The organism is Micromonospora sp. C28ISP2-4, from assembly GCF_030519385.1.
Taxonomy (GTDB): domain Bacteria; phylum Actinomycetota; class Actinomycetes; order Mycobacteriales; family Micromonosporaceae; genus Micromonospora; species Micromonospora tulbaghiae.
The window spans coordinates 176,435-198,510 of the sequence record NZ_JAUMKG010000003.1 but is presented as its reverse complement, the minus strand read 5'-3'; the positions used below and the strand labels follow the sequence as shown (position 1 = coordinate 198,510).

General features: G+C 74.4%; 23 protein-coding genes. 13 read left to right on the top strand and 10 right to left on the bottom strand.

Annotated features, from left to right (window positions below; genetic code table 11):
• The first annotated feature begins 46 nt into the window (after window positions 1–46).
• Window positions 47–397 (top strand): ADP-ribosylation/crystallin J1, encoded by a 351-nt coding sequence (locus tag Q3W68_RS14210; protein ID WP_302905872.1) that lies wholly within the window; start codon window positions 47–49, stop codon window positions 395–397.
• A gap of 44 nt (window positions 398–441) precedes the next feature.
• Here the strand turns inward: Q3W68_RS14210 and Q3W68_RS14205 are convergent, their stop codons facing one another.
• A complete protein-coding gene (locus Q3W68_RS14205; protein WP_302905871.1) occupies window positions 442–1,179 on the bottom strand; it encodes a VOC family protein in 738 nt (245 codons plus the stop codon).
• Window positions 1,180–1,322: 143 nt separating this feature from the next.
• Between Q3W68_RS14205 and Q3W68_RS14200 the strand changes: the two genes are divergently transcribed.
• Window positions 1,323–1,748 (top strand): iron chaperone, encoded by a 426-nt coding sequence (locus Q3W68_RS14200; protein WP_302905870.1) that lies wholly within the window; start codon window positions 1,323–1,325, stop codon window positions 1,746–1,748.
• A gap of 16 nt (window positions 1,749–1,764) precedes the next feature.
• Here the strand turns inward: Q3W68_RS14200 and Q3W68_RS14195 are convergent, their stop codons facing one another.
• Complete coding sequence (locus Q3W68_RS14195; RefSeq protein WP_302905869.1) at window positions 1,765–2,718, bottom strand: FAD-dependent oxidoreductase; 954 nt, start codon at window positions 2,716–2,718, stop codon at window positions 1,765–1,767.
• Window positions 2,719–2,882: 164 nt separating this feature from the next.
• Between Q3W68_RS14195 and Q3W68_RS14190 the strand changes: the two genes are divergently transcribed.
• Both Q3W68_RS14190 and Q3W68_RS14185 read left to right on the top strand, forming a co-directional pair.
• Window positions 2,883–4,022: a zinc-dependent alcohol dehydrogenase gene (locus Q3W68_RS14190; protein ID WP_302905868.1), complete on the top strand. Its 1,140-nt coding sequence runs from the start codon at window positions 2,883–2,885 to the stop codon at window positions 4,020–4,022.
• A 17-nt stretch (window positions 4,023–4,039) separates the two neighbouring features.
• On the top strand, window positions 4,040–4,612 hold the full coding sequence (locus tag Q3W68_RS14185) for a hypothetical protein (protein ID WP_302905867.1): 573 nt from the start codon (window positions 4,040–4,042) through the stop codon (window positions 4,610–4,612).
• Here Q3W68_RS14185 and Q3W68_RS14180 read toward each other — a convergent pair.
• The gene (locus Q3W68_RS14180) at window positions 4,609–5,328 is read right to left on the bottom strand and encodes a hypothetical protein (RefSeq protein WP_302905866.1); all 720 of its coding nucleotides are present in this window, start codon (window positions 5,326–5,328) and stop codon (window positions 4,609–4,611) included. The two genes, Q3W68_RS14185 and Q3W68_RS14180, sit on opposite strands and share 4 nt — an antisense overlap.
• A 215-nt stretch (window positions 5,329–5,543) precedes the next feature.
• Between Q3W68_RS14180 and Q3W68_RS14175 the strand changes: the two genes are divergently transcribed.
• Genes Q3W68_RS14175 through Q3W68_RS14165 form a run of 3 tightly spaced genes read left to right on the top strand, consistent with a single transcriptional unit; the run spans window position 5,544 to window position 6,695 of the window.
• Entirely contained in the window at window positions 5,544–5,876 is a 333-nt protein-coding gene (locus tag Q3W68_RS14175; protein ID WP_302905865.1) for a helix-turn-helix transcriptional regulator, read from the top strand.
• On the top strand, window positions 5,873–6,349 hold the full coding sequence (locus tag Q3W68_RS14170) for an SRPBCC domain-containing protein (RefSeq protein ID WP_302905864.1): 477 nt from the start codon (window positions 5,873–5,875) through the stop codon (window positions 6,347–6,349). The genes Q3W68_RS14175 and Q3W68_RS14170 overlap by 4 nt, the downstream gene beginning before the upstream one ends.
• Entirely contained in the window at window positions 6,327–6,695 is a 369-nt protein-coding gene (locus Q3W68_RS14165) for a nuclear transport factor 2 family protein (protein WP_302905863.1), read from the top strand. The genes Q3W68_RS14170 and Q3W68_RS14165 overlap by 23 nt, the downstream gene beginning before the upstream one ends.
• Here Q3W68_RS14165 and ftrA read toward each other — a convergent pair.
• Complete coding sequence (gene ftrA / locus Q3W68_RS14160; protein ID WP_302905862.1) at window positions 6,662–7,663, bottom strand: transcriptional regulator FtrA; 1,002 nt, start codon at window positions 7,661–7,663, stop codon at window positions 6,662–6,664. The genes Q3W68_RS14165 and ftrA overlap by 34 nt on opposite strands.
• A 62-nt stretch (window positions 7,664–7,725) precedes the next feature.
• On the opposite strand from ftrA, the gene Q3W68_RS14155 reads away from it, so the two are divergent.
• Complete coding sequence (locus Q3W68_RS14155) at window positions 7,726–8,190, top strand: rhodanese-like domain-containing protein (RefSeq protein ID WP_302905861.1); 465 nt, start codon at window positions 7,726–7,728, stop codon at window positions 8,188–8,190.
• A 54-nt stretch (window positions 8,191–8,244) separates the two neighbouring features.
• Window positions 8,245–8,823, top strand: a complete 579-nt coding sequence (locus Q3W68_RS14150) for a dihydrofolate reductase family protein (RefSeq protein ID WP_302905860.1) — start codon at window positions 8,245–8,247, stop codon at window positions 8,821–8,823.
• Here the strand turns inward: Q3W68_RS14150 and Q3W68_RS14145 are convergent.
• Together Q3W68_RS14145 and Q3W68_RS14140 are read right to left on the bottom strand one after the other, a co-directional pair.
• Window positions 8,805–9,515, bottom strand: a complete 711-nt coding sequence (locus Q3W68_RS14145) for a helix-turn-helix domain-containing protein (RefSeq protein ID WP_302905859.1) — start codon at window positions 9,513–9,515, stop codon at window positions 8,805–8,807. The two genes, Q3W68_RS14150 and Q3W68_RS14145, sit on opposite strands and share 19 nt — an antisense overlap.
• A 21-nt stretch (window positions 9,516–9,536) precedes the next feature.
• On the bottom strand, window positions 9,537–10,412 hold the full coding sequence (locus Q3W68_RS14140; RefSeq protein ID WP_302905858.1) for a sulfotransferase domain-containing protein: 876 nt from the start codon (window positions 10,410–10,412) through the stop codon (window positions 9,537–9,539).
• Window positions 10,413–10,654: 242 nt separating this feature from the next.
• On the opposite strand from Q3W68_RS14140, the gene Q3W68_RS14135 reads away from it, so the two are divergent.
• Entirely contained in the window at window positions 10,655–13,927 is a 3,273-nt protein-coding gene (locus tag Q3W68_RS14135; RefSeq protein WP_302905857.1) for a hypothetical protein, read from the top strand.
• Window positions 13,928–13,972: 45 nt separating this feature from the next.
• Window positions 13,973–14,398 (top strand): VOC family protein, encoded by a 426-nt coding sequence (locus Q3W68_RS14130; protein ID WP_302906186.1) that lies wholly within the window; start codon window positions 13,973–13,975, stop codon window positions 14,396–14,398.
• A gap of 3 nt (window positions 14,399–14,401) precedes the next feature.
• On the opposite strand, the gene Q3W68_RS14125 is transcribed toward Q3W68_RS14130, so the two are convergent.
• The 3 genes from Q3W68_RS14125 to Q3W68_RS14115 all read right to left on the bottom strand — a co-directional run bounded on the left by Q3W68_RS14125 (window position 14,402) and on the right by Q3W68_RS14115 (window position 17,144).
• Window positions 14,402–15,391, bottom strand: coding sequence for a BtrH N-terminal domain-containing protein (locus tag Q3W68_RS14125; RefSeq protein WP_302905856.1), 990 nt, complete (start codon window positions 15,389–15,391; stop codon window positions 14,402–14,404).
• Window positions 15,388–16,497 (bottom strand): DUF3800 domain-containing protein, encoded by a 1,110-nt coding sequence (locus tag Q3W68_RS14120; RefSeq protein ID WP_302905855.1) that lies wholly within the window; start codon window positions 16,495–16,497, stop codon window positions 15,388–15,390. The genes Q3W68_RS14125 and Q3W68_RS14120 overlap by 4 nt, the downstream gene beginning before the upstream one ends.
• 77 nt (window positions 16,498–16,574) lie before the next feature.
• Window positions 16,575–17,144, bottom strand: coding sequence for a DUF4240 domain-containing protein (locus Q3W68_RS14115; protein WP_302905854.1), 570 nt, complete (start codon window positions 17,142–17,144; stop codon window positions 16,575–16,577).
• A 93-nt stretch (window positions 17,145–17,237) separates the two neighbouring features.
• On the opposite strand from Q3W68_RS14115, the gene Q3W68_RS14110 reads away from it, so the two are divergent.
• Together Q3W68_RS14110 and Q3W68_RS14105 are read left to right on the top strand one after the other, a co-directional pair.
• Window positions 17,238–18,179 carry an ATP-binding cassette domain-containing protein gene (locus Q3W68_RS14110; protein WP_302905853.1) on the top strand — a complete coding sequence of 314 codons (942 nt, stop codon included), beginning with the start codon at window positions 17,238–17,240 and terminating at the stop codon, window positions 18,177–18,179.
• Window positions 18,176–18,922 carry an ABC transporter permease gene (locus Q3W68_RS14105; RefSeq protein ID WP_302905852.1) on the top strand — a complete coding sequence of 249 codons (747 nt, stop codon included), beginning with the start codon at window positions 18,176–18,178 and terminating at the stop codon, window positions 18,920–18,922. Before Q3W68_RS14110 ends, Q3W68_RS14105 begins: the two co-directional genes overlap by 4 nt.
• On the opposite strand, the gene Q3W68_RS14100 is transcribed toward Q3W68_RS14105, so the two are convergent.
• Window positions 18,906–22,043 (bottom strand): BTAD domain-containing putative transcriptional regulator, encoded by a 3,138-nt coding sequence (locus tag Q3W68_RS14100; RefSeq protein WP_302905851.1) that lies wholly within the window; start codon window positions 22,041–22,043, stop codon window positions 18,906–18,908. The genes Q3W68_RS14105 and Q3W68_RS14100 overlap by 17 nt on opposite strands.
• Window positions 22,044–22,076: the final 33 nt, after the last annotated feature.

Below are 22,076 nucleotides of genomic sequence, written 5' to 3'. Positions count from 1 at the left end.
CGGTCCGCCGGTCGGTGCCCGGGACGGGACGCGAGAGGGGTACGCGATGACGGAGACGACGACGCTGTGGCGCCCGACCGGCCCACGGGAACTCGACCTCGTCCGCGCCTCCGGCTGGCGGGCCTGGCCACCGCGACTGCCGGACCAGCCGATCTTCTACCCGGTGCTCAACGAGCAGTACGCCGTCATGATCGCCCGGGACTGGAACGTGCCGGCGTCCGGCGCCGGCTACGTGACGCGCTTCCACGTCGACAGCGCGTTCGCCGCCCGCTACCCGGTCCGGCAGGTGGGTGGCCGGGACATCCTGGAGCTGTGGGTGCCGGCCGAGGAGCTCGACGAGTTCAACCGGCACATCGTCGGGCCGATCGAGGTGGTCCACGAGTTCCGGGCGGCCTGACCGGCGCCGGGCGGTCATTCCCGCCCGGCGCCGCGGTCCGCGGGTCAGGCCGGGGTGAGCACGCAGAACTCGTTGCCCTCCGGGTCGACGAGCACCCGCCAGTGGAGGTCGGCCCCACCGAGGTCGGCGTCGGTGGCGCCGAGGGCCCGCAGGCGGGCGGTCTCGGCGTCCAGGTCGTCGCCCGGGTAGGGGCGGACGTCGAGGTGGACGCGGTTCCATCCGCTCTTCGCGTCGGCCGTGCGGGCGAACCGCAGGTACGGTCCGACACCCTTGGCGGAGCGCAGCACCGCCTGCCGGTCGGTCACCTCGTGAACGGTCCAGTCGGTGGCCCGACTCCAGAAGCCGGCCATGGCGCGCGGGTCGGCGCAGTCCACCACCACCTCGGCGATCAGACCGGTGTCCGCGTGCCGCGGGTTCGGCTCCCGTACGCAGAACTCGTTGCCCTCCGGGTCCGCCAGGACCGTCCACGGCACGTCGCCCTGGCCCACGTCGGCGGGGGTGGCGCCGAGCGCGGTCAGGCGCGCGACCAGCTCCGCGTGGTGCGCGGCCGACGTGGTCGCGAGGTCCACGTGGACGCGGTTCTTCGCGGTCTTGGGCTCCGTGGAGACGACGAGGTCGACGTAGAGGACGCGGGGATCCGGGTAGGTGAAGCCCGCGGGTTCGAGGTTCGTCACGCCGGGGGCCTCGCTGGAGATCTCCCAGCCGAGCACCTTCGCCCAGAAGTCGCCGAGCGCGACCTCGTCGTGCGCCTTCATGTTGAGCTGTACGAGCCGGGTTGCCATGGCCGCGATGCTAGGGCCACGGCCGGGCCGGGGTGGTCCCGGCAGGTGATCAGGAATCGAGAAGCGCACCGTGACCGCCGCGCCATAGCGTTGTCCCCGGCGGTCGGCACCACGCGGACCGCGAGCCACGAGGGGGGATCGAGATGTCCGACGGTTTCAGCGCCGAGGAGCGCGCCGCGATGAAGGAGCGGGCCGCCGAGCTGCGCGCGGAGGGGAAGAAGGGCGCGAAGAAGGCCGACGACCTCCAGGCGGTGCTCGACCGGATCGCGCAGATGGCGCCGGCCGACCGTGAGCTGGCCGAGCGGGTGCACATGACGATCACGGCCACCGCGCCGGAGCTGTCGCCGAAGACCTGGTACGGCATGCCCGCGTACGCCAACGCGGCCGGCAAGATCGTCGTCTTCTTCCAGGACTCGGGGAAGTTCAACTACCGCTACTCGACGCTGGGCTTCCAGGACACGGCGAACCTCGACGACGGCGACATGTGGCCGGCGTCGTTCGCGCTGGTGAAGTGGAGCCCGGAGGTGGAGAAGAAGATCACCGAGCTGGTGCGGGCCGCCGTGTCCTGACCGGGCCGGCGGCCCGTCAGGCGGCGGACGCCGCGCCGAGGGCGAGCGCCGCGGCGTCGCGGGCGCAGCCCCAGGACAGCATCACGCCGTTTCCCGCGTGGCCGTAGTTGTGCACGACGAGCGCGTCGCCACGCCGCTCGGCCTCCACGCGCGGCGCCGCCCGGCCGGGGCGCAACCCGACGCGGTGGTCGAGGACCTCGACGCCCGCCAGGGAAGGCTCGATCGCGGCGCACCGGGCGATCACGTCGGCCTCCTCGGCCGGGTCGGGAGTCGTGTCGTCGCTGCGCCGCTGCCCGCCGCCGAGCACCACGTGATCGCCGTGCGGGAAGATCGACGCCCATGCCGGCGCCATCGGCGCCTCCATGAAGAACCGGTCCAGGCCGGGGTTGCGCACCACGATCCGGGGGCCGCGCACCGGGTGCAGGCCGGTGTCCCCGGTCAGCGCCCGCGCCGCCAGCCCGGCGCAGTTGACCACCACCGGGGCCGACGTCGCCGCCTCGTCGAGCGAGCCCACCGGCGCGACCCGCACCTCGCCGCCGGCGTCGCGGAAACGCTCCAGGAGGTACGCGAGGTAGACCGGCATGTCGACGAGCGGCAGCCGGACGGTGAACGCGGTGCCGAAGCCGGCGGGGCGCTCGTCGTCGCCCAGCTGCCGGAAGCCCGGCGTCCGGTCGGCGAACGGGGGCGTCGCCCCTTCCGGCCGGGCGGCGAGCGTGCCGTCGCGCCACGCCACGCCCGGCAGCGGCTCGGTGCCGAGCACCCGCAGCGTCTCGTCGGTCCAGGCGCGCTGCGGGTCGCCGGGTGGGGACAGATTCGGGCCGACCATCGCCCCGGCCAGCGCCGACGTCGTGTGCGCGGGCGGCGCCGCGGTGCGGACGAGCACCCGGGCGCCGCTCTCGGCCAGCCGGATGCCGGTGCTCAGCCCGCTCACCCCGGCACCGAGGACGACGACGTCCGGACGTGCGGTCATGGCGGGCTCCCATCGCGTCGCGGCTGTGGTCGCCCGCCCATTCTGCCCGGTCGTCCCGCTCCCGTTTGCCCCTCCTCGTCGGGGGTAGCCCTTCCAGTGCTCCGGACGATCCGGGGCGAGTCGAACAAGCGGCACGGCCAACCGGGAGGCGTCCAGTGCGAGCAATGGTCTACCGCGGTCCGTACCGGGTGCGGGTGCAGGAGAAGGACCGGCCCGTCGTGGAGCATCCCAACGACGCGATCGTCCGGGTGACGCGGGCCGCCATCTGCGGTTCCGACCTGCACCTCTACCACGGGATGATGCCGGACACCCGGGTCGGGATGACGTTCGGTCACGAGTTCGTCGGCGTGGTCGACGAGGTCGGGCCGTCGGTGCGCAACCTCAAGCCCGGCGACCGGGTGATGGTGCCCTTCAACGTGTACTGCGGGTCGTGCTTCTTCTGCGCCCGGGGCCTCTACAGCAACTGCCACAACGTGAACCCGAACGCCACCGCCGTGGGCGGCATCTACGGCTACTCGCACACCTGCGGCGGCTACGACGGCGGCCAGGCCGAGTACGTCCGGGTGCCGTTCGCCGACGTCGGGCCGAGCCCGATTCCGGAGTGGATGGACGACGACGACGCGGTGCTGCTCACCGACGCGCTCGCCACCGGTTACTTCGGGGCGCAGCTCGGCGAGATCGCCGAGGGTGACGTGGTGGTGGTCTTCGGCGCCGGGCCGGTCGGGCTCTACGCCGCCAAGTCGGCGTGGCTCATGGGCGCCGGCCGGGTCATCGTCATCGACCACCTCGACTACCGGCTGGAGAAGGCCGCCTCCTTCGCCCACGCCGAGACGTACAACTTCGCCGAGTACGACGACATCGTCGTGCACATGAAGAAGATCACCGACCACCTGGGCGCGGACGTGGCGATCGACGCGGTCGGCGCGGAGGCGGACGGCAACCTGCTCCAGCACGTCACCGCGACGAAGCTGAAGTTGCAGGGCGGCTCGCCGGTGGCGCTGAACTGGGCCATCGACTCGGTCCGCAAGGGCGGCACGATCTCCGTGATGGGCGCGTACGGGCCGATGTTCAGCGCGGTGAAGTTCGGCGACGCGCTGAACAAGGGGCTCACGCTGCGGATGAACCAGTGCCCGGTGAAGCGGCAGTGGCCGCGCCTGTTCGAGCACATCCGCAACGGCTACCTGAAGCCCAGCGACATCGTGACCCACCGGATCCCGCTGGAGCACGTCGCCGAGGCGTACCACATCTTCTCCGCCAAGCTCGACGGCTGCATCAAGCCGCTCATCGTCCCGAACGCCGCCTGAGAGGACCGGAGCCGACCATGCCGTACACGCCGGACAAGCCGAAACTCGCCGAGTCCACGGACGAACTGCGTGCCCGGATCCCCGGGTGGGGCGCCGACCTCGACCCGGCGGACCGGCCCGCCGTACCGAAGGAGCGCTTCGCCCCGGAGATCACCGGCGCGCACTGGGAGTTCCCCGAGCGGCAGCCGGAGAAGTGGCCGCGTGAGCGGTCGATCGAGCACAAGTTCCTGACCCCGGTCTTCGGCACCTCGTGCCCGCCCAAGGGGCTCTCCGGCGTGATCCGCCGCTACTCGTACCGCCGGTTCAGCGAGGGCCGCGCGGCGCACTGGCTGCTGCTGCTCGCCGCCGACCGGGTCGACACCGCCGAGAGCAGGCTGGGGTCGCTGTTCAGCCGCCACCCGGACAACCCGGTGACCGAGACCGGCGTGCTCAGTGAGTTCAGCCATCACGGGCTCTCGTCGCGGCTTCGCGGCAACCGGGCCGACAAGGTGCACCACCCGCTCGACCCGATCGTGGTCGCCGCGCCCTGGGTGCTGGCCGGCGGCGTCGCGTTTCTGCTCGTACGCCGGGTGGCGCGCCGTCGTCGCTAGCGCTGCCAGGAGTCGAGGCCGCGGACCGCGGCCCGGGCGACGTCGTCGGCCAGGCCGGGGTCGTTGCTGGTGCCCTCCCAGCCCTGGTCGTGCACGACAGTGACGGCATCGGCGACCCGGATCACGAGGATCTGGCTGGTGGTCCGCCCCTCGGCCGGGCTGCCGTCCAGGCCGGTCGCCGGCCGGCTCACCGTCACCAGCAGGGCCTCGTCCCCGGTCCGGGCCATCGGCTCGGACCGGACGGTGACGGTGCCGCCGGAGGCCGGGAAGGACCGGCAGTCCGCCACCGCGCCGCGGACCCGGCGCAGGTAGTCGGCCGCGCCGGTGCCCTCGAAGGCGAAGACGGTCTGGTGCAGCGTGCCGTAGGGGACGTTCTCCGGCGGATCCTTCGGCTGCTTGTAGGTGCTCATCATCGCGGCGCTCGCGGTGACCGACCGCCCACCGCTGCGGAACTCCTGGTCGCACAGCCCGGGCAACGCGTCGGTGACCTCCATCGGCTGCGCGTCGGTCTTGCGCAGTTCCGGCGGCAGGTCGGCGAAGGCGGACCTCGGGATTGTCACGCGACCGCCGGACGACTGGGACGCCGACGGCGCGGCGGCCGTGGGCGCCGGGGCCGCCGAGGTCGCGCCCGGCCCCGCGTCGCCGCCGTCGTTCTCACCGCCGTCGCCACACGCGCCGGCCAGCAGCGCGGTGACGAGCAGGGGTACGCCAAGCATCCGCCTACGGCGACCCGGTGTCCTCACGTCGACCTCCGTCCCGTGCCTGTCCCGACGACGGTTCCCGATGCCACATGACCCGAAACGGTCCTCCCGTCCCCTGCTTCCCCAACGCCCACACCCCCTGCCGCGTTCCGGCGCGGAGGCCACCCGCCCGCCAGACGCATCTGCAAATAGTTGTTTGCGCAAACCGACGTTTGCGATAGCGTGGGGCCATGCGCTCCGACCCGGACCTCGACCGCGCCTTCGCCGCCCTCGGCGACCCGGTCCGCCGCGCCCTGGTGGCCCGCCTCGCCCAGGGTGAGGCCACAGTCGGCGAGCTGGGTGAGCCGTTCGACCTGACCCCGCAGGCCATCTCCCACCACGTCGGCGTGCTGCGCCGGTGCGGCCTGGTCGAGCAGCGGCGGGAGGGCACGCGGCGACCGTGCCGGCTGCGCGTCGACCGGCTCGCGCGGCTCGGCACGTGGATCGACGAGCAGCGCCGCGCCTGGGACGACCGTCTCGACGCGCTGGAGACCCACCTCGCCGATCCGGAGGCGACCCGGTGAGGGCCCGTACCGAGCGGCACGGTGACGAACTGATCGCGCGACGCCACCTGCCCGCCGCGCCCGACCGGGTGTGGGCCGCCTTCACCTCACCGTCCGGCATCGCCGCGTTCTGGGGCGGCTCGCACGCCACGGTGCGGCCCGGCTCGGTGACTGTCGACCTGCGACCGGGCGGCGAGTTCGCGCTCGACACGCGTGGGCCGGACGGCCGGACGGGGCGCCTGCGATTCGTCTACGTGAGCGTCGATCCGCCGCGCGAGCTGGTGTTCGACGAGCCGGTCACCGGCCTGCGCACGACCGTCACCCTGCGGCCCGCCGGGGACGGCACCGATCTCACCGTGCACCAGCGCAAGCTCCCGCCCGAGTTGCGTACCGACCAGGCGGCCGACGGGCTCGCCTCGATCCTCGACGCCCTCGCCGCCCACCTACGACACCACGACGACGGAGACACCAGTGACCCGAGCAACCCAGCGTGACCTGGTCGCCGAATACTTCGCCGGTTTCCGGGCCGGTGACCACGAGCGCATCCTCGCCACGCTCACCGACGACGTCGAGTGGGTCATCCACGGCCACCGCACCACCCGGGGCCGGACGGAGTTCGACGGCGAGATCGAGAACCCGGCGTTCACCGGCAGCCCGCGCCTCGACGTCGAGCGCGTGCACGAGGACGGGCCGGTCGTCGTGGTGACCGGCGAGGGCCGGGGCGTCAGCGTCGAGCACGGGCCGTTCCGGTTCGCCTTCAACGACCTGTTCACGTTCCGCGACGGCCTCATCGCCCGCGTCGACTCCTACGTCGTACCGCTGGGTGCCGCCGGGTCGTGAGCGCGGCGACCGCCGGGCCCTGTGAAGGCCCGGCGGTACGCCGACGGCGAGGTTCGCATCACGGCGGCGAAGTGGTGCCGGAACGTCACAGCCGTCTCGAACCCGACGGTCGTGGCGACCTGCTCGATCGGCGCGGTGGTGGTCTCCAGCAGCGGCAGGCTGGCCTGGACGCGCCGGTCGATCAGCCACCGGATCGGTGTGGTCCCGGTGGCCCGCGCGAAGTGGCGCAGGTAGGTACGCGCCGACATGTGGGCCTGCCGGGCCAGCCGGTCGACGGTGATCGGGGTGTTCAGGTTCGCCAGCGCCCAGGACATGCTCGCCGCGAGCCGGTCGTCCTCCGGGTCGCCGGGCACCGGCGCCTCGATGAACTGCGCCTGGCCGCCCTCGCGGTGCGGCGGTACGACCAGCCGGCGGGCGACCGCGTTGGCGATCGTCGGGCCGTGGTCGCGGCGTACCAGGTGGACGCAGAGGTCGAGACCGGCGGCACTGCCGGCGCTGGTGAGGATGTCGCCGTCGTCGACGTAGAGCACGTCCGGGTCGACACGTACCGCCGGGTGGCGCCGGGCGAGCAGGTCGGCGTACCGCCAGTGGGTGGTGGCCCGGCGGCCGTCGAGCAGTCCCGCGCCGGCCAGCGCGAACGCGCCCGAGCAGATCGACACGATCCGGGCGCCGCGCCGGTGGGCCGCGCGCAGCGCGCCGGTGAGCGCCGGTGTCGGGTCGGCGTGCACGTCGGCGACGCCGGGCACGATCAGCGTGCCGGCGGCGGCGAACGTGTCGAGGCCGTGGCCGGTGTGCAGCGTGGCGCCGCCGACCAGCCGCACCGTGCCGGGGGCCTCCGCGCAGACGGTCAGCTCGTACCAGGGCACGTCGAACTCGGGGCGGGGCAGCCCGAAGACCTCGGTGACGATGCCGGTCTCGAACACCGACATGCCCTCGTACGCCAGCACCGACACGGTGGCGCGGTTCATGGCGGGATCTTAGCGAAGGGCGTCGCTCGCGCCACTGGAGCGGCCGGACGGCGGCCACCACGATGGGTGCCATGTCGAACGTCCTGCGCATTCCCGCCGCCCGCCCCGCCGACGCCAGCGCGCACTTCTCGGCCCGGCTCGCCTTCGAGGCCGACGTGAGCGACGTGCACGCCGATCTGGAGGCGGGCGTACCGGGCCTGGTCGTGGTCGACTCGCGTTCCCTCTCGGCGTGGCGGCAGGGGCACATCCCCGGGGCGGTGCACCTGCCGACCGCGGAGATCGCCGAACGGGCGGACGAACTGGTCCCGGCGGACACCACAGTGGTGACGTACTGCTGGGGGCCGGGCTGCAACGGCGCCACCCGCGCGGCGCTGGAGTTCGCCCGGCTCGGCCGGCCGGTCAAGGAGATGATCGGCGGGTACGAGTACTGGGTGCGGGAGGGCTTCCCGGTACGCACCGAGGCGGGGCTCGCCCGGCGGCCCGCCGACGACCTCACCGCCCCGGCCGGCGTCTCGTGCGGCTGCTGAGGCGTGTCGGTTCCGTACAAGACGGCAGGTGGCGGGCCTTCCTAGCATGGCCGCATGCGTGATCTTGTCTACACCGGATTCATGTCGCTCGACGGCGTCGTGGACTCCCCCGGCGGCGGCCCGGGCGAGGAGCACCGCAGCGGCGGCTGGGTCGTCAAGGACGTCGAGTTCCTGCCGGAGGCGTTCTCGCTCAAGGGCGAGGAACTGGCGCAGACCACGGCGCTGATGTTCGGCCGGCGCAGCTACGAGGCGTTCGCGCCGACCTGGCGCGACTCCGAGGACCACGCCGCCTACCGGGACCTGCCGAAGTACGTGGTGTCGTCCAGGCTCCCCGAGGACGCGCTGATCGACGGCTGGGGGCCGCTGACGATCCTGCGCTCGACCGCCGACGTGGCCGCGCTCAAGCAGGGCGACGGCGGCGACATCTTCATCCACGGCAGCGCCGAACTCGCCCGCCGGCTCGCCGAGGCGGACCTGATCGACAGGTACCACCTGCTCGTCTTCCCGGTGCTGCTCGGCGCCGGCAAGGGCCTGTTCAGCCAGGCGGACCGGGACCGGCAGACGCTGCGGCTGCGCGACTGCGCCGCCTACCCCAACGGCGTCGTCAAACTGGTCTACGACGTGACCCGCTGAGCCGGGTCCAGCGCGATCGCCCCACCGGCGCCCGCGCGCAGCTCACCGGCCGTCCGCCCGACGTACCGGCGCAGCGCGCGGGCCAGGTGCGGTTCGTCCACGTACCCGAAGGTGGTGACCGCGTCGGCGGGCGGGCCGCCGGCAGCCAGCAGCACGGCGGCGCGGCGCGCGCGGTCGATCTGCCGCACCGCGCCCCGGGTCAGCCCGGTCGCCGCCCGGAACCGGCGTTCGAGGGTACGCGGTGACGCCGGTGGACGGCCGCCGCGCAGCGTCTCGGTGACGAGCGGGTCGCGGACCACCGCACCGGCACGGACCAGCCGCTCGACCAGGGCCTCGGCGTCGTCCGGGCCGGGTGTGGGCCACCGGCCGCCGTCGAGCCGGAACGTCCGGCGGCCCACGTCGGGCAGCTCGGCGCCGCTGTCCACCAGCTCGGGCGTGGGTACGAGCCGCAGCGAGGTGCCCACCGCGAACTCGATGCCGACGAACGTGGCGCCCTCGGGCACCGGCGCGGTGCCGGTAGCGGTCTCCGGACCGGAGACGGCCGCGTAGGAGCGCCCGTCGCGCTGCCAGAACACGAGCCCCCAGCACGGCGTCGCCACCGAGGTCATCTCGTCGACCCGGTCGCTGGCGCAGGTCCACACGGTGTCGATCCAGGCCGAGTCGGACGCCCGCGTGGTGAACCTCAGCTCCACGGCAGGAGCATACGGCGACCGTCAGCGGGCGGGGGTCTCGTCGCGGGCTGGGTAGCCGAGGATCTCCGCGAGGTCACCGGCCGCCTTGGTGTACGCGGCGTAGATGTCGTCGTCGAAGTGGTTGCGCCAGTCGCCGGACGCGCCCTTGCGGTAGTGGGAGATCCGCCCGGGCGTCTCCTTGGCCTTCTTCATCTTGGTGAAGCTGTAGCGGGCCAGCAGCGCCTCCAGCTCGGCCGGCGGCAGCGTGATGCCGCAGTGCCGCAGGAGCTGGTCGACCTCGTCGGCCTGCCGTTCGCCGGTGAGGTCTTCGTAGCGGAACAGCCGGAACGTCTCGTCGCTCGGCGCGACTGCCCAGGAGCGCATCTGCCCGAACTGCTTCTTGTCGCGCAGGCGGTCGATGACGTAGAGCATGCCCTCCTTCTTCGGCAGTTCCTGGAGGGCCTTGCGCGCCTGCGGGATGTCGCCCATCGGGGCGTGCGAGTTGCGCAGCGAGAAGTAGCTGGACACGACCACGTCGCGCGGATCGCGGATCACGAAGAACGCGCGGTAGCTGCCGGCCTTGGGCACTGCCTCGAACCGCTTGTGGGAGAGGAAGATCGCCAGACCGATGCGGCCGGCCGGCACCGGCGCGGTGGCGCCGCCGGAGTAGAAGCGCGGGTCGTAGGGCAGCAGCCCGCAGTGGCGGTAGACGGCCGGGTCGCTGAACAACGCCTTGATCCACTGGCTGCCGGTCTTGCGGACGGTGCAGTGGAAGATGTTGTCGAACTCGCTGCGGGCCACCACCGGAACGGTGAGTCGCATACGGGCGTTGCGCGCTTCCATCTGCGCCCGCCGGGCCTTGACGCGCAGAGAATTCGGCGAATTGTGCTTGGCGAATTCGACGGCCCGATTAATCATTTCCCAACCTCATCCGGACCCCGCGGAGCAGGGGCAGCACGAACACCTTTCCGCACGTCACGCAGGTGAAATCCGCAGACTTCGCCTGCTCCGCCCCGCGCCCCGACGCGCCGCTAGGAATATCCCCGACGGTCCGAATGATGTCAATCCCGGACAGCTGGGAGAAAGCTGAAAATCTACAATTTCCATAGGAATTGCGGAATAGTGCGACGGGGCACCGCGGCGGGCCGGGCACCGGCACAATGAGCGCCGTGCTCACCGCCGCCCGCGACCTGCTGACCGCCCTCGACCCGCTTCCCCACCGCGACCGGAGCCGGCGTCTCGTGGCGTGGGCACGCACCGCGCCCGACCGTGCGCAGGTCTGCGCCGACCTGCGCCGGCACGGCCCCTACGAGCGGCGTCTCGCGCTGCTCGCCGCGCTGGCCACCCGGGACACCGCGGCGGTCCTGGCCGCGACGTTCGACCCGGACCCCTCGATCGCCGCCACCGCGCTGACCGCCGCCGTGCGGGCCGGCGTGACGCCCGCCGACCTGACCGAACGGCCGGCGAACGCGCGGCGGCGCGTCTACCGGGCGCTGCGCCGCAACCCGGTGCCGGCTGTCGCCGACGCACTGATCATCGGGGTACGCGAGCGGTTCGGCGACCACGAGGCCGCCGCGTTGCTGCCGGCCTGCGGCCCCGAGACGGTACGGGCCTGGCTGCCCGACCTGGAGCACGCGCTGAATCCCGAGCGGCTGATGCGGAGGCACAGCGACATCGTGCTGGCGCGCACCGGTGAACGGCTCGCCGCGGCACCGCCCGACAGGCGCGGGCGGATCTGGGCGGAGGTCGGCGGCGCGGTGCTGGGCGGTGATCCGGCGCGGGCGCTGGACCTGCTCGACGCGTACGCGCCCGAGGAGTCGCTGCCCGGCCCGCTCGTCGCGTACGGGCGGCTCGCCGCACACGACGCGCGCCGGGTCGTACGCCTGCTCACGTCGCCCGACCGCGCGGCCTGGCTGGCCCGGATCGTGCCGCCCCGGGCGCTGCTGCTCCGCCTCGCCGCGCTGCCCACCGGCGAGCTGGTCCCGCTCGCCGCCCGGCTGCGGGACCACGACCTGGCCCTCGCCGCGTTGCTGCGCGCCGTCGCGCCGAGCCGCCGGGCCGAGCTGTACGACGGGGCGCTGGCCGACACCGACACCACGGCACTCCTACCCGGCGCCGCGGTGATGGAGATGCTGCCGGCTGCGGCACGGGCGCGCGAGGCGGCCCGCGTGCTGGCCCTGCCGTCGGTCCGCGAGCGGCAGGAGCAGGTGCGGTTCTGGAGCGCGTACCTGCCGTGGCCGGAGGCGTCGGCGTCGGCGAGCGCCGCGCTGCGCTCGGGCGACGCGGAGGAACGGGCGGACGGCTGGCGGCTGCTGGTGGCGGCCGCGCGCCGGTCCCGCGACCCGCGCACGGTGGCCCAGGTGGTGGTCCGCCTCGGTCGGCTGCGCAACGAGCAGGACCCGGTACGCGCGGCAGCGCTCACCGCGCTGGCCACAGTGGCGCCGCTGCTCACCGCCATGAGCGCGGGCGGGCTGACCGGGCTCACCACCGACGCGGTCGACGCGCGGGACACCTCGGCGATCACCACCACCGCGTTGAGCCGGCTCGCCGTCGACGTCCTCACGCACCACGTGGACGTGCCGGAGCTGGTCGAGTGGGCGTTGCTCACGATCGACGTGGTGAGCAGCGACGCGACGGTGCCGGTGCTGCGCCGGCTCGACACGGTGCTGCGGCACGGCCAGGAGACTGTGGTGTTCGACCGGCTCCGGAGCCGGATCGAGGCGGGCATGGCGCGCGGCCGGTACGGGCTGCTGTTCGCGCTCACCCACGCGCTCGGCCGGCGGGCCTGGCGTCTGCCGGAGCTGCAGGACCTGCTGCGCCGGGCGATCGGGCCGGGCACCCTGCCCCCGGTGGCCCGTACGGCGATCGGGCTCTGGCTCGCCGATCCGCGTACCCGCTCGCGGCGCGTCGCCGAGGTGCTCGACGTGGACGCGTCGGCGGTGGCGCTGCACGAGGTGTGGACGATCGTCTGCACGTGCCGCACCGACCTGCTCGACCGGGTGCTGGACCGCGCTCCGCGCGGCCGGTTCGTGGAGAGCGGGAAGCGGTGGGTGCCCGGCCGGGCGCCGCACGCGCAGCGCTGGCTCTCCCGCCACCAGGAACAATTCGTGGCGCTTCAGGCACGCATCGTCGCCGACTCCGGTCACCGGGTGTGGCAGCGCGCGGCGGCGATCCAGGCCGCCGCCGGGGCCGGCCCGGCCGGACGCGAGCTGGTGCTGCGCCACGTCGACGCGTCCGAGGTGCCGGTGGCCGAGGCGGCGCTCGGCGCGCTGGTCTGGACCGACCGGCCGGACGAGGCGTTCCCGGTGCTGCTGCGGTACGCCGACGGCGACCGGGCGCGCGTCGCGCTGTACGCCGCCGGGCGGGCCGCCCGGTACGTCCGGCCGGTCCGCCTGGCCGAGCTGCTGGGCTGGGTGCTGACCGGCGCCGCGAAGGTCACCAGCCGCAAGGAGGCCGCCCGGCTCCTGGCCCGCTACGCGCACGTGGACGTGATGGCGGCGCTCGGCGAGGCGTACGCCGATCCGGGCACGCACCGCGACGTACGCGCGGCGATCGCCTCCGCCGCCCGGCAGCGGCTGGGGACCGAGGCGGGCTGGGCGGTACTGCACGCGGCGGTGCACGCCAGCCGGGAGGAGCGGCGGGCGGTGCTCGGCGCGTACCCGTCCGGGATCTCGCAGCGCCACCGTCGCACCTACGCCGCGCTCGTGGTGCAGGCGTGCCGGTCCGACGACCGGGAGGTCCGCCGCGCGGCGTTCAACGCGCTCGGCGAGTGGTCGCAGTGGCTGACCGACGTCACCGGCCTGGTCGTGGACCGGCTCACCGACCTGGACGAGACGACGCCGGGCCTCGGCGTGGCGAACCTGCTGCGGGCCGGTGGCGACGCGGCGTTCCGGGCCGCGCTGACCCGGCTGGTGGAGCGGGACGCCGCCGACGACGACCCGGGCGGTCCGGCCGCCGACCGGCCCGCCCGGCGGCGCGTCGAGCTGCTCGCGGAGGGCGCGGCCCTGTGGTCAGACAGCCGTCCGGCCGGCGCCGACCGGGCCGGGCTGGTCGAGGCGGCGCGGTGGCTCGCCGTCCAGGACGGCTTCCTGGGTACGGCCACCGGGCTGCTGGTCGACCTCGGCCGGCTCGACGGGCTGGACGGGGTCGCCGCGCTCTGCGCGGGCCGGCCCGTGGTCGCGGTGCGCACCGCCGGACGTGTCGGCGATCGCCTGCTGACCATGCGGCGGCGGCCCGAACCGGCGGCGCTCGCCGACACGGTGGCCCACCTCGCCGGGCGGGGCGACCTGGCCGGCGGGCTGTTCGCGGTGGCGCTCGTCGCGCACGGGTCGGAGTTCGGCTGGAAGACGCCGTGGCGGGACCTGCTCGTCGGGTTGCGCCGTCATCCGGACGCCGACGTGCGGGAGGCCGCGTACACGCTCGACATGAGCTGACCACGCCGGACGCCGCCCTATGCTCGGGGTGTGACGCTTCAGCGGATGGACCACGTCAGCGTCGTGGTGAACGACCTGCCGGCCGCGATCGCCTTCTTCACCGAACTCGGCATGGAGGTGGAGGGCGAGATGCCGGTCGAGGGGGCCTGGGTGGACCGGGTCAACGGCATGGACGGCGTCCGGGTGGACATCGCGATGATGCGGACGCCGGACGGCCACGGCAAGCTCGAACTGACGCGGTTCCGGTCGCCGGCGCTCGTCGCCGCCGAACCGCCGGGCGCGCCGCCGAACACGCTGGGCCTGCGGTCGGTCATGTTCGCCGTGGACGACGTCGACGACACGGTGGCCCGCCTGCGGGCCCACGGCGGCGAGCTGATCGGTGAGGTGGCGAACTACGGCGACGTCTACCGGCTGTGCTACCTGCGCGGCCCGGCGGGAGTCGTCGTGGCGCTGGCCCAGCAGCTCGGCTGACCGCTACCCGGCGGCCACGGCGGCCAGCACCGTCATCGCCTCCCGTTCGCGGACGGCCAGGTCGGCGAGGAGCGCCGACGCGCGGGTCAGGTGGGTGGCGTCACCGGTCCGCCCGGCGGTGGCGATGTGGTCGGCGACGGCGGTCCACAGCGGCGCGATGCCGGCGTACATCAGCTGTGCCCGCCGCAGCCGCGCGTCGCCGGTGACGGCGGCGGCCTCGGCGAGGAAGTCGCGGTACACGTTGCGGAACAGCGCGCCGCCGGTGCCGCCGCGTTCCATCAGCGTCGCGGCCAGCGGCAGGTCGCGGGCCGGGACGGCGGCGCGGTCCAGCCAGCGGGTGACCCGGGCGGCGGCGGTGGCGATCCCCCGGTGCCCGAGGTTGGCGATCGGCGGGTCGAGGAACGCCCCGGCGTTGGCGCGTACCGCCGCGCGGACGGCGGCGGCCAGATCCGGGGGGCCGCCGGACGCGGTGAGGGTGTACGACAGGTGGCGCGCGGTCATCGGGCCACGCGCGGCACGGGCCCGGGCCAGGCTGTCCAGCGTCGTGGTCACCGCGCCGCCCTGCTGGGCGGTGTCGACCAGGTGGGCGCGGGTGTCGTCGTAGCCGTACACGGCGACTGTGTGCCCGCCGAAGTGGACCCTGGTGGTGAAGTAGTCGAGGTGGTACGAGTCCAGTTGCAGGCCGACCGGCCGCCCGGCGTCCAGCGCCTCGGTGACGTTGCGCCACGCCTTGGCCGCCGACGTCGTCTCCCGGACGCGCAGATCCAGGCCGAGGCGGCCGGCGGCGGCCCGGGTCACGCACAGCGGCTTGGTGCGCCCGCCGAGGAACGGCACGTCCATGCTCTTGGCGTCCCAGTAGACGAAGCCGAGCCCTTCGCCGAGGCCGAACAGCATCGGCTCGGAGAGATCCAGACCGGCGTGCCGGGTCAGCACGCCGAGCGTGGTGGTCTCGCAGTGCACCCCGCCGGTCGGCGTCACGTCGTCGAGGATCACGCCGGCTCCTGTTCCGCCGGCAAGGCGTGCGGCTCGTGCGCTGCCCTGGCGCTGGTCGGTTCCCGCGTCGCGTCGGCGGCACCCGGGCGGGGCCTGGCTTCGGCGGCGTTCGGATCAAGCGCGGAGTCCGGGGACAGCAACGGGCGCAGCGGTCCGTCGCCGGGGACGCCGGGCATCCGGCGGGCCACCCCGGCGAGCAGGTCGGCGGCCTGCACGCGCGGGTCGTCGCGCGAATCCGTCATCACCAGCCCGGCCAGCGGTGACGCGCGGGCCGGATCGCCTGCGGCCAGTGCCGCCTGGAGGCGGCGCAGCCGGTCCTCGGTGAGCGCGCTCTGCTCGTCGTGGATCACCAGCACCCGCCGCCGGCCGGCGCTCCAGTGCAGGACGGTCTCGGCCAGCGCCGGCAGCAGCGGCTCCAGCGGCGGCGGGATGGTCCGGTCGCCCGCGTACAACCGGGCCTGCACGGCTGCCACCCGGGCCGGGTCGAGCGCGTCGAGTACCGCGCCGGCCCGCGCGTCGTCGACGTGGCGGCGCAGCGCGTCCCGGGCGGCGAAGAACCGCGCCACGCTCCGGTTGTCCGCCCGGTCCCGCCGCTTGGTGCGCAGCATCTCGACCACGGCGGCGAGGAAGGCCGCCCACTCGGGCCCGGCCGCCCGCCCGGCCCGGTGCAGCGCCGTCGCGGCCGGACGCCGGTCACCGGCGAGGCGGGTGCCCGCCGCGTACGACGGCTCGGCCAGCAGCAGGTCGACGACCCGGGTGGCGAGGAAGAACTCCTTGTCGACCAGGTGCACGTGCGCCCGGCCGCGCAGCGCCGACAGGAACCACTGCACCGCCTCGGCGGCTTCCCGGCGGCGCAGGAACTGCCGGGACTTGACCTCGTCGGGCGAGAACCGGAACCCGGACCGCAGCGTACTGATCAACGCGGCCGCCTCGTCGCGGCTCAGGTCGACGCTGGCGTGGACGATCACCGGGGTGGCCGGGTCGAGCAGGTTGGTGCCGGAGAAGCCGGACTCGTCACAGGCGATCTCCCGCACCGCGCCGGTCAGCGCCTCGCCGGGTGGCAGCCCGCCCTGGAGCGGCAGCCTCGCACCCGTCGACCCGGCCATGCCGACCATGCTCGCCCACCCGGACCGCAGCGGACCAGCGGTTAACCCGGATCGGGTCGGCGGCGGGTCGTGACGCCTCATTCCACCGGCCGGTAGATCGCGGCCAGGCGCGGCAGGCGGGCGCGCATCTGCTCGTCGTCGTCGAAGTCGAAGTCCGCACCGGCCGGGTCGGCCGCCGCCGGGACGGGAGCAGCCCGGTCGGCGGCGTCGAGCGCCTCCCAGAACGCGTCGGTGCCGCCGCCGGTCGCCCGGGCGTAGGCGTGGCCCGCCGCACTCAGCACCGCCTCGCAGTCGACCGCGTGGTCGTCCTGGTCGACGCCGGCCCCGGCGAGTGAGTCGGGATCGGCGACGGCGCGCTCCCAGACCGCCCGCCCCTGCGCCACCAGCCAGCCGCGGAAGTAGTCGAACCCGTCGTCCGAGCAGCCGCCGCGCATCAGGTAGGCGGCCGCCCACAGGTCCCAGCGCCACCCCTCCGCGGTCACGTCGTCGTACGCCTGCTCGAAGCCCACGATCGCCGCCGGGTTCAGCACCGACAGCTCCGCGACCAGATGCCGGGCCACCGCGTCGGCTCCCTCGGCGGTGACCGTCTCGCGTCCCGCGGCAAGGCGCGCCCGCTCCACGATCTCCCAGAACGTCTCCCGATCCACGGCGGGACCGTACGCCGGCCCACCGACAAGCTGTCAGCGGCCGTGTCAGCGCCGTGTCAGGGCGGTGGCGGTACGGCCGCCCATGGTGGGCGCATGACGACTTCAGCGATAGCGGTCTCCGGGCTGCGCAAGGCGTACAAGGACAAGGTGGTGCTCGACGGCGTCGACCTGGACGTCCCCGCCGGCACGATCTTCTCCCTGCTCGGCCCGAACGGAGCCGGCAAGACGACAACCGTCAACATCCTGACCACCCTGATCCGCGCCGACGCCGGATCGGTGCGGGTCGCCGGGCACGACGCGGTCACCGAGGCCAAGGCGGTCCGCGCGGCGATCGGCGTGACCGGGCAGTTCGCGGCGGTGGACGAACTGCTCACCGGGCGGGAGAACCTGCAACTGATGGTCGACCTCGGCCCGCGCAACCGCGTGCCCGGCAAGCGGGTCGTCGCGGAGCTACTGGAACGGTTCGACCTGGTCGAGGCCGCCGACAAGCTGGTGTCGACGTACTCCGGGGGCATGCGCCGCAAGCTGGACCTGGCGATGACGCTCGTCGGCGAGCCGCGGATCATCTTCCTCGACGAGCCGACGACCGGGCTGGACCCGCGCAGCCGGCGCACCATGTGGTCGATCATCAGGGAGCTGGTGGCCGGTGGCGTGACGGTCTTCCTCACCACCCAGTACCTCGACGAGGCCGACCGCCTCGCCGACCGGATCGCGGTGCTCGACCAGGGCCGGCTGGTCGCCCAGGGCACGCCGGAGGAGCTGAAGCGCCGGATCCCCGGCACGCACGTGCGGTTGCGGTTCGGCACCGTCGCCGAACTCGACGCGGCGGCGCTGGTGCTGCCCGACGCGGTACGCGACGAGGAGGCGCTGGCGCTGCGCGTGCCCACCGACGGCGGAACCGCGGCGCTGCGCGCCCTGCTCGACCGGCTCGACGCGCACGCGATCAGCGCCGGCGACCTGTCCGTACAGACCCCGGACCTCGACGACGTCTTCCTGGCCCTGACGGGCCGCGCCCCGGAGGTGGCCGCCAAATGAGCAGGAACCACTCGGTCGTCATGCTGCGCCGCAACCTGACGCACCTGCGCCGCAATCCGACCTCGGTGTTCAACGCGGTGCTGATGCCGATCATCGTCATGCTGATGTTCGTGTACATGCTCGGCGACGCGTTCTCCGTCGGCGTGGACTACGTCGACTACGCGACGCCGGGGCTGATGCTGCTGGCGGTCTGCTACGGCCTCGGCGGCACCGCGACGTCGGTCAGCTCCGACATGACCAAGGGCATCATCAACCGGTTCAAGGTCATGCACGTCTCCCGGGGCGCGGTGCTGACCGGCCATGTCGTCGCCACCGTGCTGACGAACGTCCTCGCGGTCGCGGCCCTGGTCGGGGTGGCGTTCCTGCTCGGCTTCCGCCCGGACGCCGATGCTCTGCACTGGCTCGGCGTGGCCGGCATGGTGGTGCTGCTCAGCGTCGCCGTCAGCTGGTTCACAGTCGCCCTGGGCCTGTTCGCGAAGTCACCGGAGTCGGCGGGCATGGCCGCCGTGCCGCTGGTCCTGCTGCCGTTCTTCAGCAGCGCGATCGTGCCGGCGGACAAGATGGGGCCGGGACTGCGGCAGTTCGCCGAGTACCAGCCGTTCACGCCGATCATCGAGACCCTGCGCGGCCTGCTCGACGGCGCGCCGTCAGCAGGCGACGTGATCCCCGCGCTCGCCTGGTGCGCCGGCATCGCGGTGGTCGGCTACCTGTGGGCGCGGTCCACGTTCACGAAGCGAGCGTGATCTCCACCAGCCGCTCCCAGCCGGTCTCCCGGCCCTGTGCGACCGCCTCGGCGAACCCCGCGTCGCCGAGGCGGTCGCGCGCCGCCGCCTCGATCCGGGGCACGTCGGGGTGGGCGCGGTCGGGCAGCCCGCGTACCGCGACGGCGGCGCCGAGCAGCCGCGCCGCCTGGTCCGGCCGGTCCAGCCGCATCGCCAGGTCGGCGACACCGACGAGCACCTGCGCGGTCAGCGGCGCGTAGCCGGCCTCGCGCGCCGCCCGGCACGCCGCCGCCCGACGGGTACGGGACTGCTCGACGTCGTCGGTCAGGTAGCCCAGCAGATCCTGGATGCCCGCCCGGACGCCGGCCAGGTTCGCCTCGTCGCCGAGCAGCGCCGACACCGACCGCAGCTGCGCGTACGCCTCGTCCGCGTCACCGTCGTGCCGGGCCAGGTACGCCCGGACCAGCGCCAGTTCGGCCAGCGCGCCCGGCCAGGCGACCCCGGCGGCGAGCCGGTGCGCCTCGGACAGGGCGTCGGCGCTCGCCGCCGCGTCGCCGCCCAGCCGGTACAGCCAGGCCAGCCGCGCCCGCATCCGGATCACGTCCTCGACGGCGCCGACCTCGGTGACCGCCGCGACGGCCTGCTCGTAGTAGTCGCAGGCGGCGGCGACGTCACCGCGTACGGCGATCAGCTCGGCCAGCTCGCTGAGCGCGAACGAGATCCCGAAGCGTTCACCGACCGTCCGGAACTCGGCGAGCGCCTGCCGCAGGCACGCCTCCGCCTGCGCCGCCTCGATGCCGAGGATGACCCGCAGCTTGCCCAGGTGCAGCCGGGCCAGCGCGCGTACCCACGGGTCCTCGTGGTCGAGCAGCGACTCCCAGGCGGGCAGCAGCGCGTCCGGCTCCCGCAGCATCCGCTCCATCGGCACGACCAGGGCCAGCTCCGGGTGACCGCCGCGGCCTTCCCCGCTCAACCGGTACGCCTTGTGGATCCACTCGGCCGCGTGCTGCGCGTCGCCCGGCCCGGAGCTGAGGAACAGCACCACGAGTCCGTACACCACGGCACGGATGTGGTCGGGCACCTCGCCGGGCGCCTCGGTGGCCGCGATGATCAGTTCCATGCCCTCGCTGCGGTGGCCGCCGAGCCACCAGTACCAGCCGGCACCGGCCGCGAGCCGCATCGCCTCGCGCCCCTCACCGGCGGCGAGCGCCCCGCGCATCGCGGCGGTGATGTTGTCGTGCTCGGCTTCGAGCCGGGCGAGCCAGGTGAGCTGGTCGGCACGGCGCAGCCGCGGCTCGGCCGCCTCGGCCAGCTCGGTGAAGTACGCCAGGTGCGTGTGGCGCGCGAGGTCCGCCTCCCCCGCCTCGGCGAGCCGCTGCGCGGCGTACTCCTTGATCGTGCCGAGCATGCGGTAGCGCGGCGCGACGTCGCCGGCGGCGACCAGCAGCGACTTCTCGGTCAGCGCGGTGAGCAGGTCGAGCACGTCGCCCGGCTCGACGGCGCCGCCGGCGCAGACCCGCTCGGCGGCGTCCAGGCTCGCCCCGCCGGAGAACACCGACAGCCGGCGCAGCACCGCGCGTTCGGCGTCGGTGAGCAGTTCCCAGCTCCAGTCGACCATCGCGCGCAGCGTCCGGTGCCGGGGCAGGGCGGTCCGGCTGCCGCCGGTGAGCAGCCGGAACCGGTCGTCGAGCCGGGTGGCGAGCTGGTCGACGGACATGGTGCGCAGCCGCGCCGCGGCCAGCTCGATCGCCAGCGGCATGCCGTCGAGCGCGCGGCAGATCCGCGCCATCGTCATCGCCGTGCGGGCGTCGGACGCGAGGTCCCGGCGGACCGCCGCGGCCCGGTCCCGCAGCAGGCGGACGGCGGGCGACGACTCGACCTCGGCGACGGCGGCGTCGCCGTCGGGCAGGCCCAGCGGCGCGACCGGCCACAACGCCTCCCCGGTGATGCCGAGCGGTTCCCGGCTCGTGGCCAGGATCCGCAGCCGCCGGCACTCGCCGAGCAGCCGGTGGGCCAGCGCCGCCGCCTGCTCCACGACGTGTTCGCAGTTGTCCAGGATCAGCAGCATGTCCCGGTCCCGGATCGCCGCGACGAGCCGGTCGGCCGGCTCCGCGCTGCCCGCGTCGCCGAGCAGCGCGTCGCGCAGGCCGAGCCCGGAGATCGTCGCCTGCGCCACGTCCCCGTCGGCACTGATCACGGCGAACTCCACCAGCCACGCGCCGTCCGGCAGGTCGCCCGTCAGCCGGCGCCCGGTCTCGGTGGCCAGCCGAGTCTTCCCGGAGCCACCCGGACCGGTGAGCGTGGTGAGCCGGTGCTCGGCCACCAGCGCGCCGACCGCGGCGAGGTCGGCGTCCCGTCCGACGAAGCTGGTCAGCTCGGCGCGCAGGTTGGTCCGGCGGGTGTCGTCGCGGCGTACCGTCTCGCCCCGCAGCAGGGCGACGTGCAGCGCCGACAGCTCCGGCGACGGATCGGCGCCGAGGGCGTCGGCGAGCGCGTCGGCGGTGCGCTGGTAGACCAGCAGCGCCTCGGTGTCCCGCCCGGCCGCGACGAGCGCGCGCATCAAGGCCGTGGCGAGCCGCTCGCGCACCGGATGGGCGGCCACCAGGTCGGTCAGCTCCGGGATCAGGTCCGCTTCCCGGCCGAGCCCGATCTCCGCGTCGTACCGGTCCTCCGTCGCGGTCAGGCGCAACCGTTCCAGCCGGGTCGCCGCCGCGTCGAGCGCCGGACTGTCGGGCAGGCCGACGTCGCGCAGCGCGTCGCCGCGCCACAGGCCCAGCGCCTCGCGCAGCAGCAGTACCCGCTGCGGCCCGGCGCCGTCGCGGGCCCGGCGGACGAGCCGTTCGAACCGTACGGCGTCGACGGCGTCGGGCTCGACGGCGAGCCGGTAGCCGTCCGGCAGCCCGTCGACGGCGCCCGCCGGCAGCGCCTTGCGCAGCCGGGACACCAGTCGTTGCAGCGCGTTCGCGGCGTCGGCGGGCGGCTGCTCGCCCCAGATCCAGTCGACGAGCGCCGCCTTCGGGACCACGCGGCCGGGCTGGAGCGCGAGGGCGGCCAGCAGCCCGCGCAGCCGTGCGCCCGGTACGTCGGCCGGTACGCCGCCGTCCGTGGTGACCTGGAACGGCCCGAGCAACCCGATCTGCACCCGCCGATCCTGCCACGGCAGGCGCCCCGGTCC

Bases quoted from the DNA above. Each gene is read 5' to 3' on its own strand.
- Q3W68_RS14210 (WP_302905872.1), top strand. From the start codon at position 47: ATGACGGAGACGACGACGCTGTGGCGCCCGACCGGCCCACGGGAACTC.
- Q3W68_RS14205 (WP_302905871.1), bottom strand. From the start codon at position 1,179: ATGGCAACCCGGCTCGTACAGCTCAACATGAAGGCGCACGACGAGGTC.
- Q3W68_RS14200 (WP_302905870.1), top strand. From the start codon at position 1,323: ATGTCCGACGGTTTCAGCGCCGAGGAGCGCGCCGCGATGAAGGAGCGG.
- Q3W68_RS14195 (WP_302905869.1), bottom strand. From the start codon at position 2,718: ATGACCGCACGTCCGGACGTCGTCGTCCTCGGTGCCGGGGTGAGCGGG.
- Q3W68_RS14190 (WP_302905868.1), top strand. From the start codon at position 2,883: ATGGTCTACCGCGGTCCGTACCGGGTGCGGGTGCAGGAGAAGGACCGG.
- Q3W68_RS14185 (WP_302905867.1), top strand. From the start codon at position 4,040: ATGCCGTACACGCCGGACAAGCCGAAACTCGCCGAGTCCACGGACGAA.
- Q3W68_RS14180 (WP_302905866.1), bottom strand. From the start codon at position 5,328: ATGCTTGGCGTACCCCTGCTCGTCACCGCGCTGCTGGCCGGCGCGTGT.
- Q3W68_RS14175 (WP_302905865.1), top strand. From the start codon at position 5,544: ATGCGCTCCGACCCGGACCTCGACCGCGCCTTCGCCGCCCTCGGCGAC.
- ftrA (WP_302905862.1), bottom strand. From the start codon at position 7,663: ATGAACCGCGCCACCGTGTCGGTGCTGGCGTACGAGGGCATGTCGGTG.
- Q3W68_RS14155 (WP_302905861.1), top strand. From the start codon at position 7,726: ATGGGTGCCATGTCGAACGTCCTGCGCATTCCCGCCGCCCGCCCCGCC.
- Q3W68_RS14150 (WP_302905860.1), top strand. From the start codon at position 8,245: ATGCGTGATCTTGTCTACACCGGATTCATGTCGCTCGACGGCGTCGTG.
- Q3W68_RS14140 (WP_302905858.1), bottom strand. From the start codon at position 10,412: ATGATTAATCGGGCCGTCGAATTCGCCAAGCACAATTCGCCGAATTCT.
- Q3W68_RS14135 (WP_302905857.1), top strand. From the start codon at position 10,655: ATGAGCGCCGTGCTCACCGCCGCCCGCGACCTGCTGACCGCCCTCGAC.
- Q3W68_RS14130 (WP_302906186.1), top strand. From the start codon at position 13,973: ATGGACCACGTCAGCGTCGTGGTGAACGACCTGCCGGCCGCGATCGCC.
- Q3W68_RS14120 (WP_302905855.1), bottom strand. From the start codon at position 16,497: ATGGCCGGGTCGACGGGTGCGAGGCTGCCGCTCCAGGGCGGGCTGCCA.
- Q3W68_RS14110 (WP_302905853.1), top strand. From the start codon at position 17,238: ATGACGACTTCAGCGATAGCGGTCTCCGGGCTGCGCAAGGCGTACAAG.
- Q3W68_RS14105 (WP_302905852.1), top strand. From the start codon at position 18,176: ATGAGCAGGAACCACTCGGTCGTCATGCTGCGCCGCAACCTGACGCAC.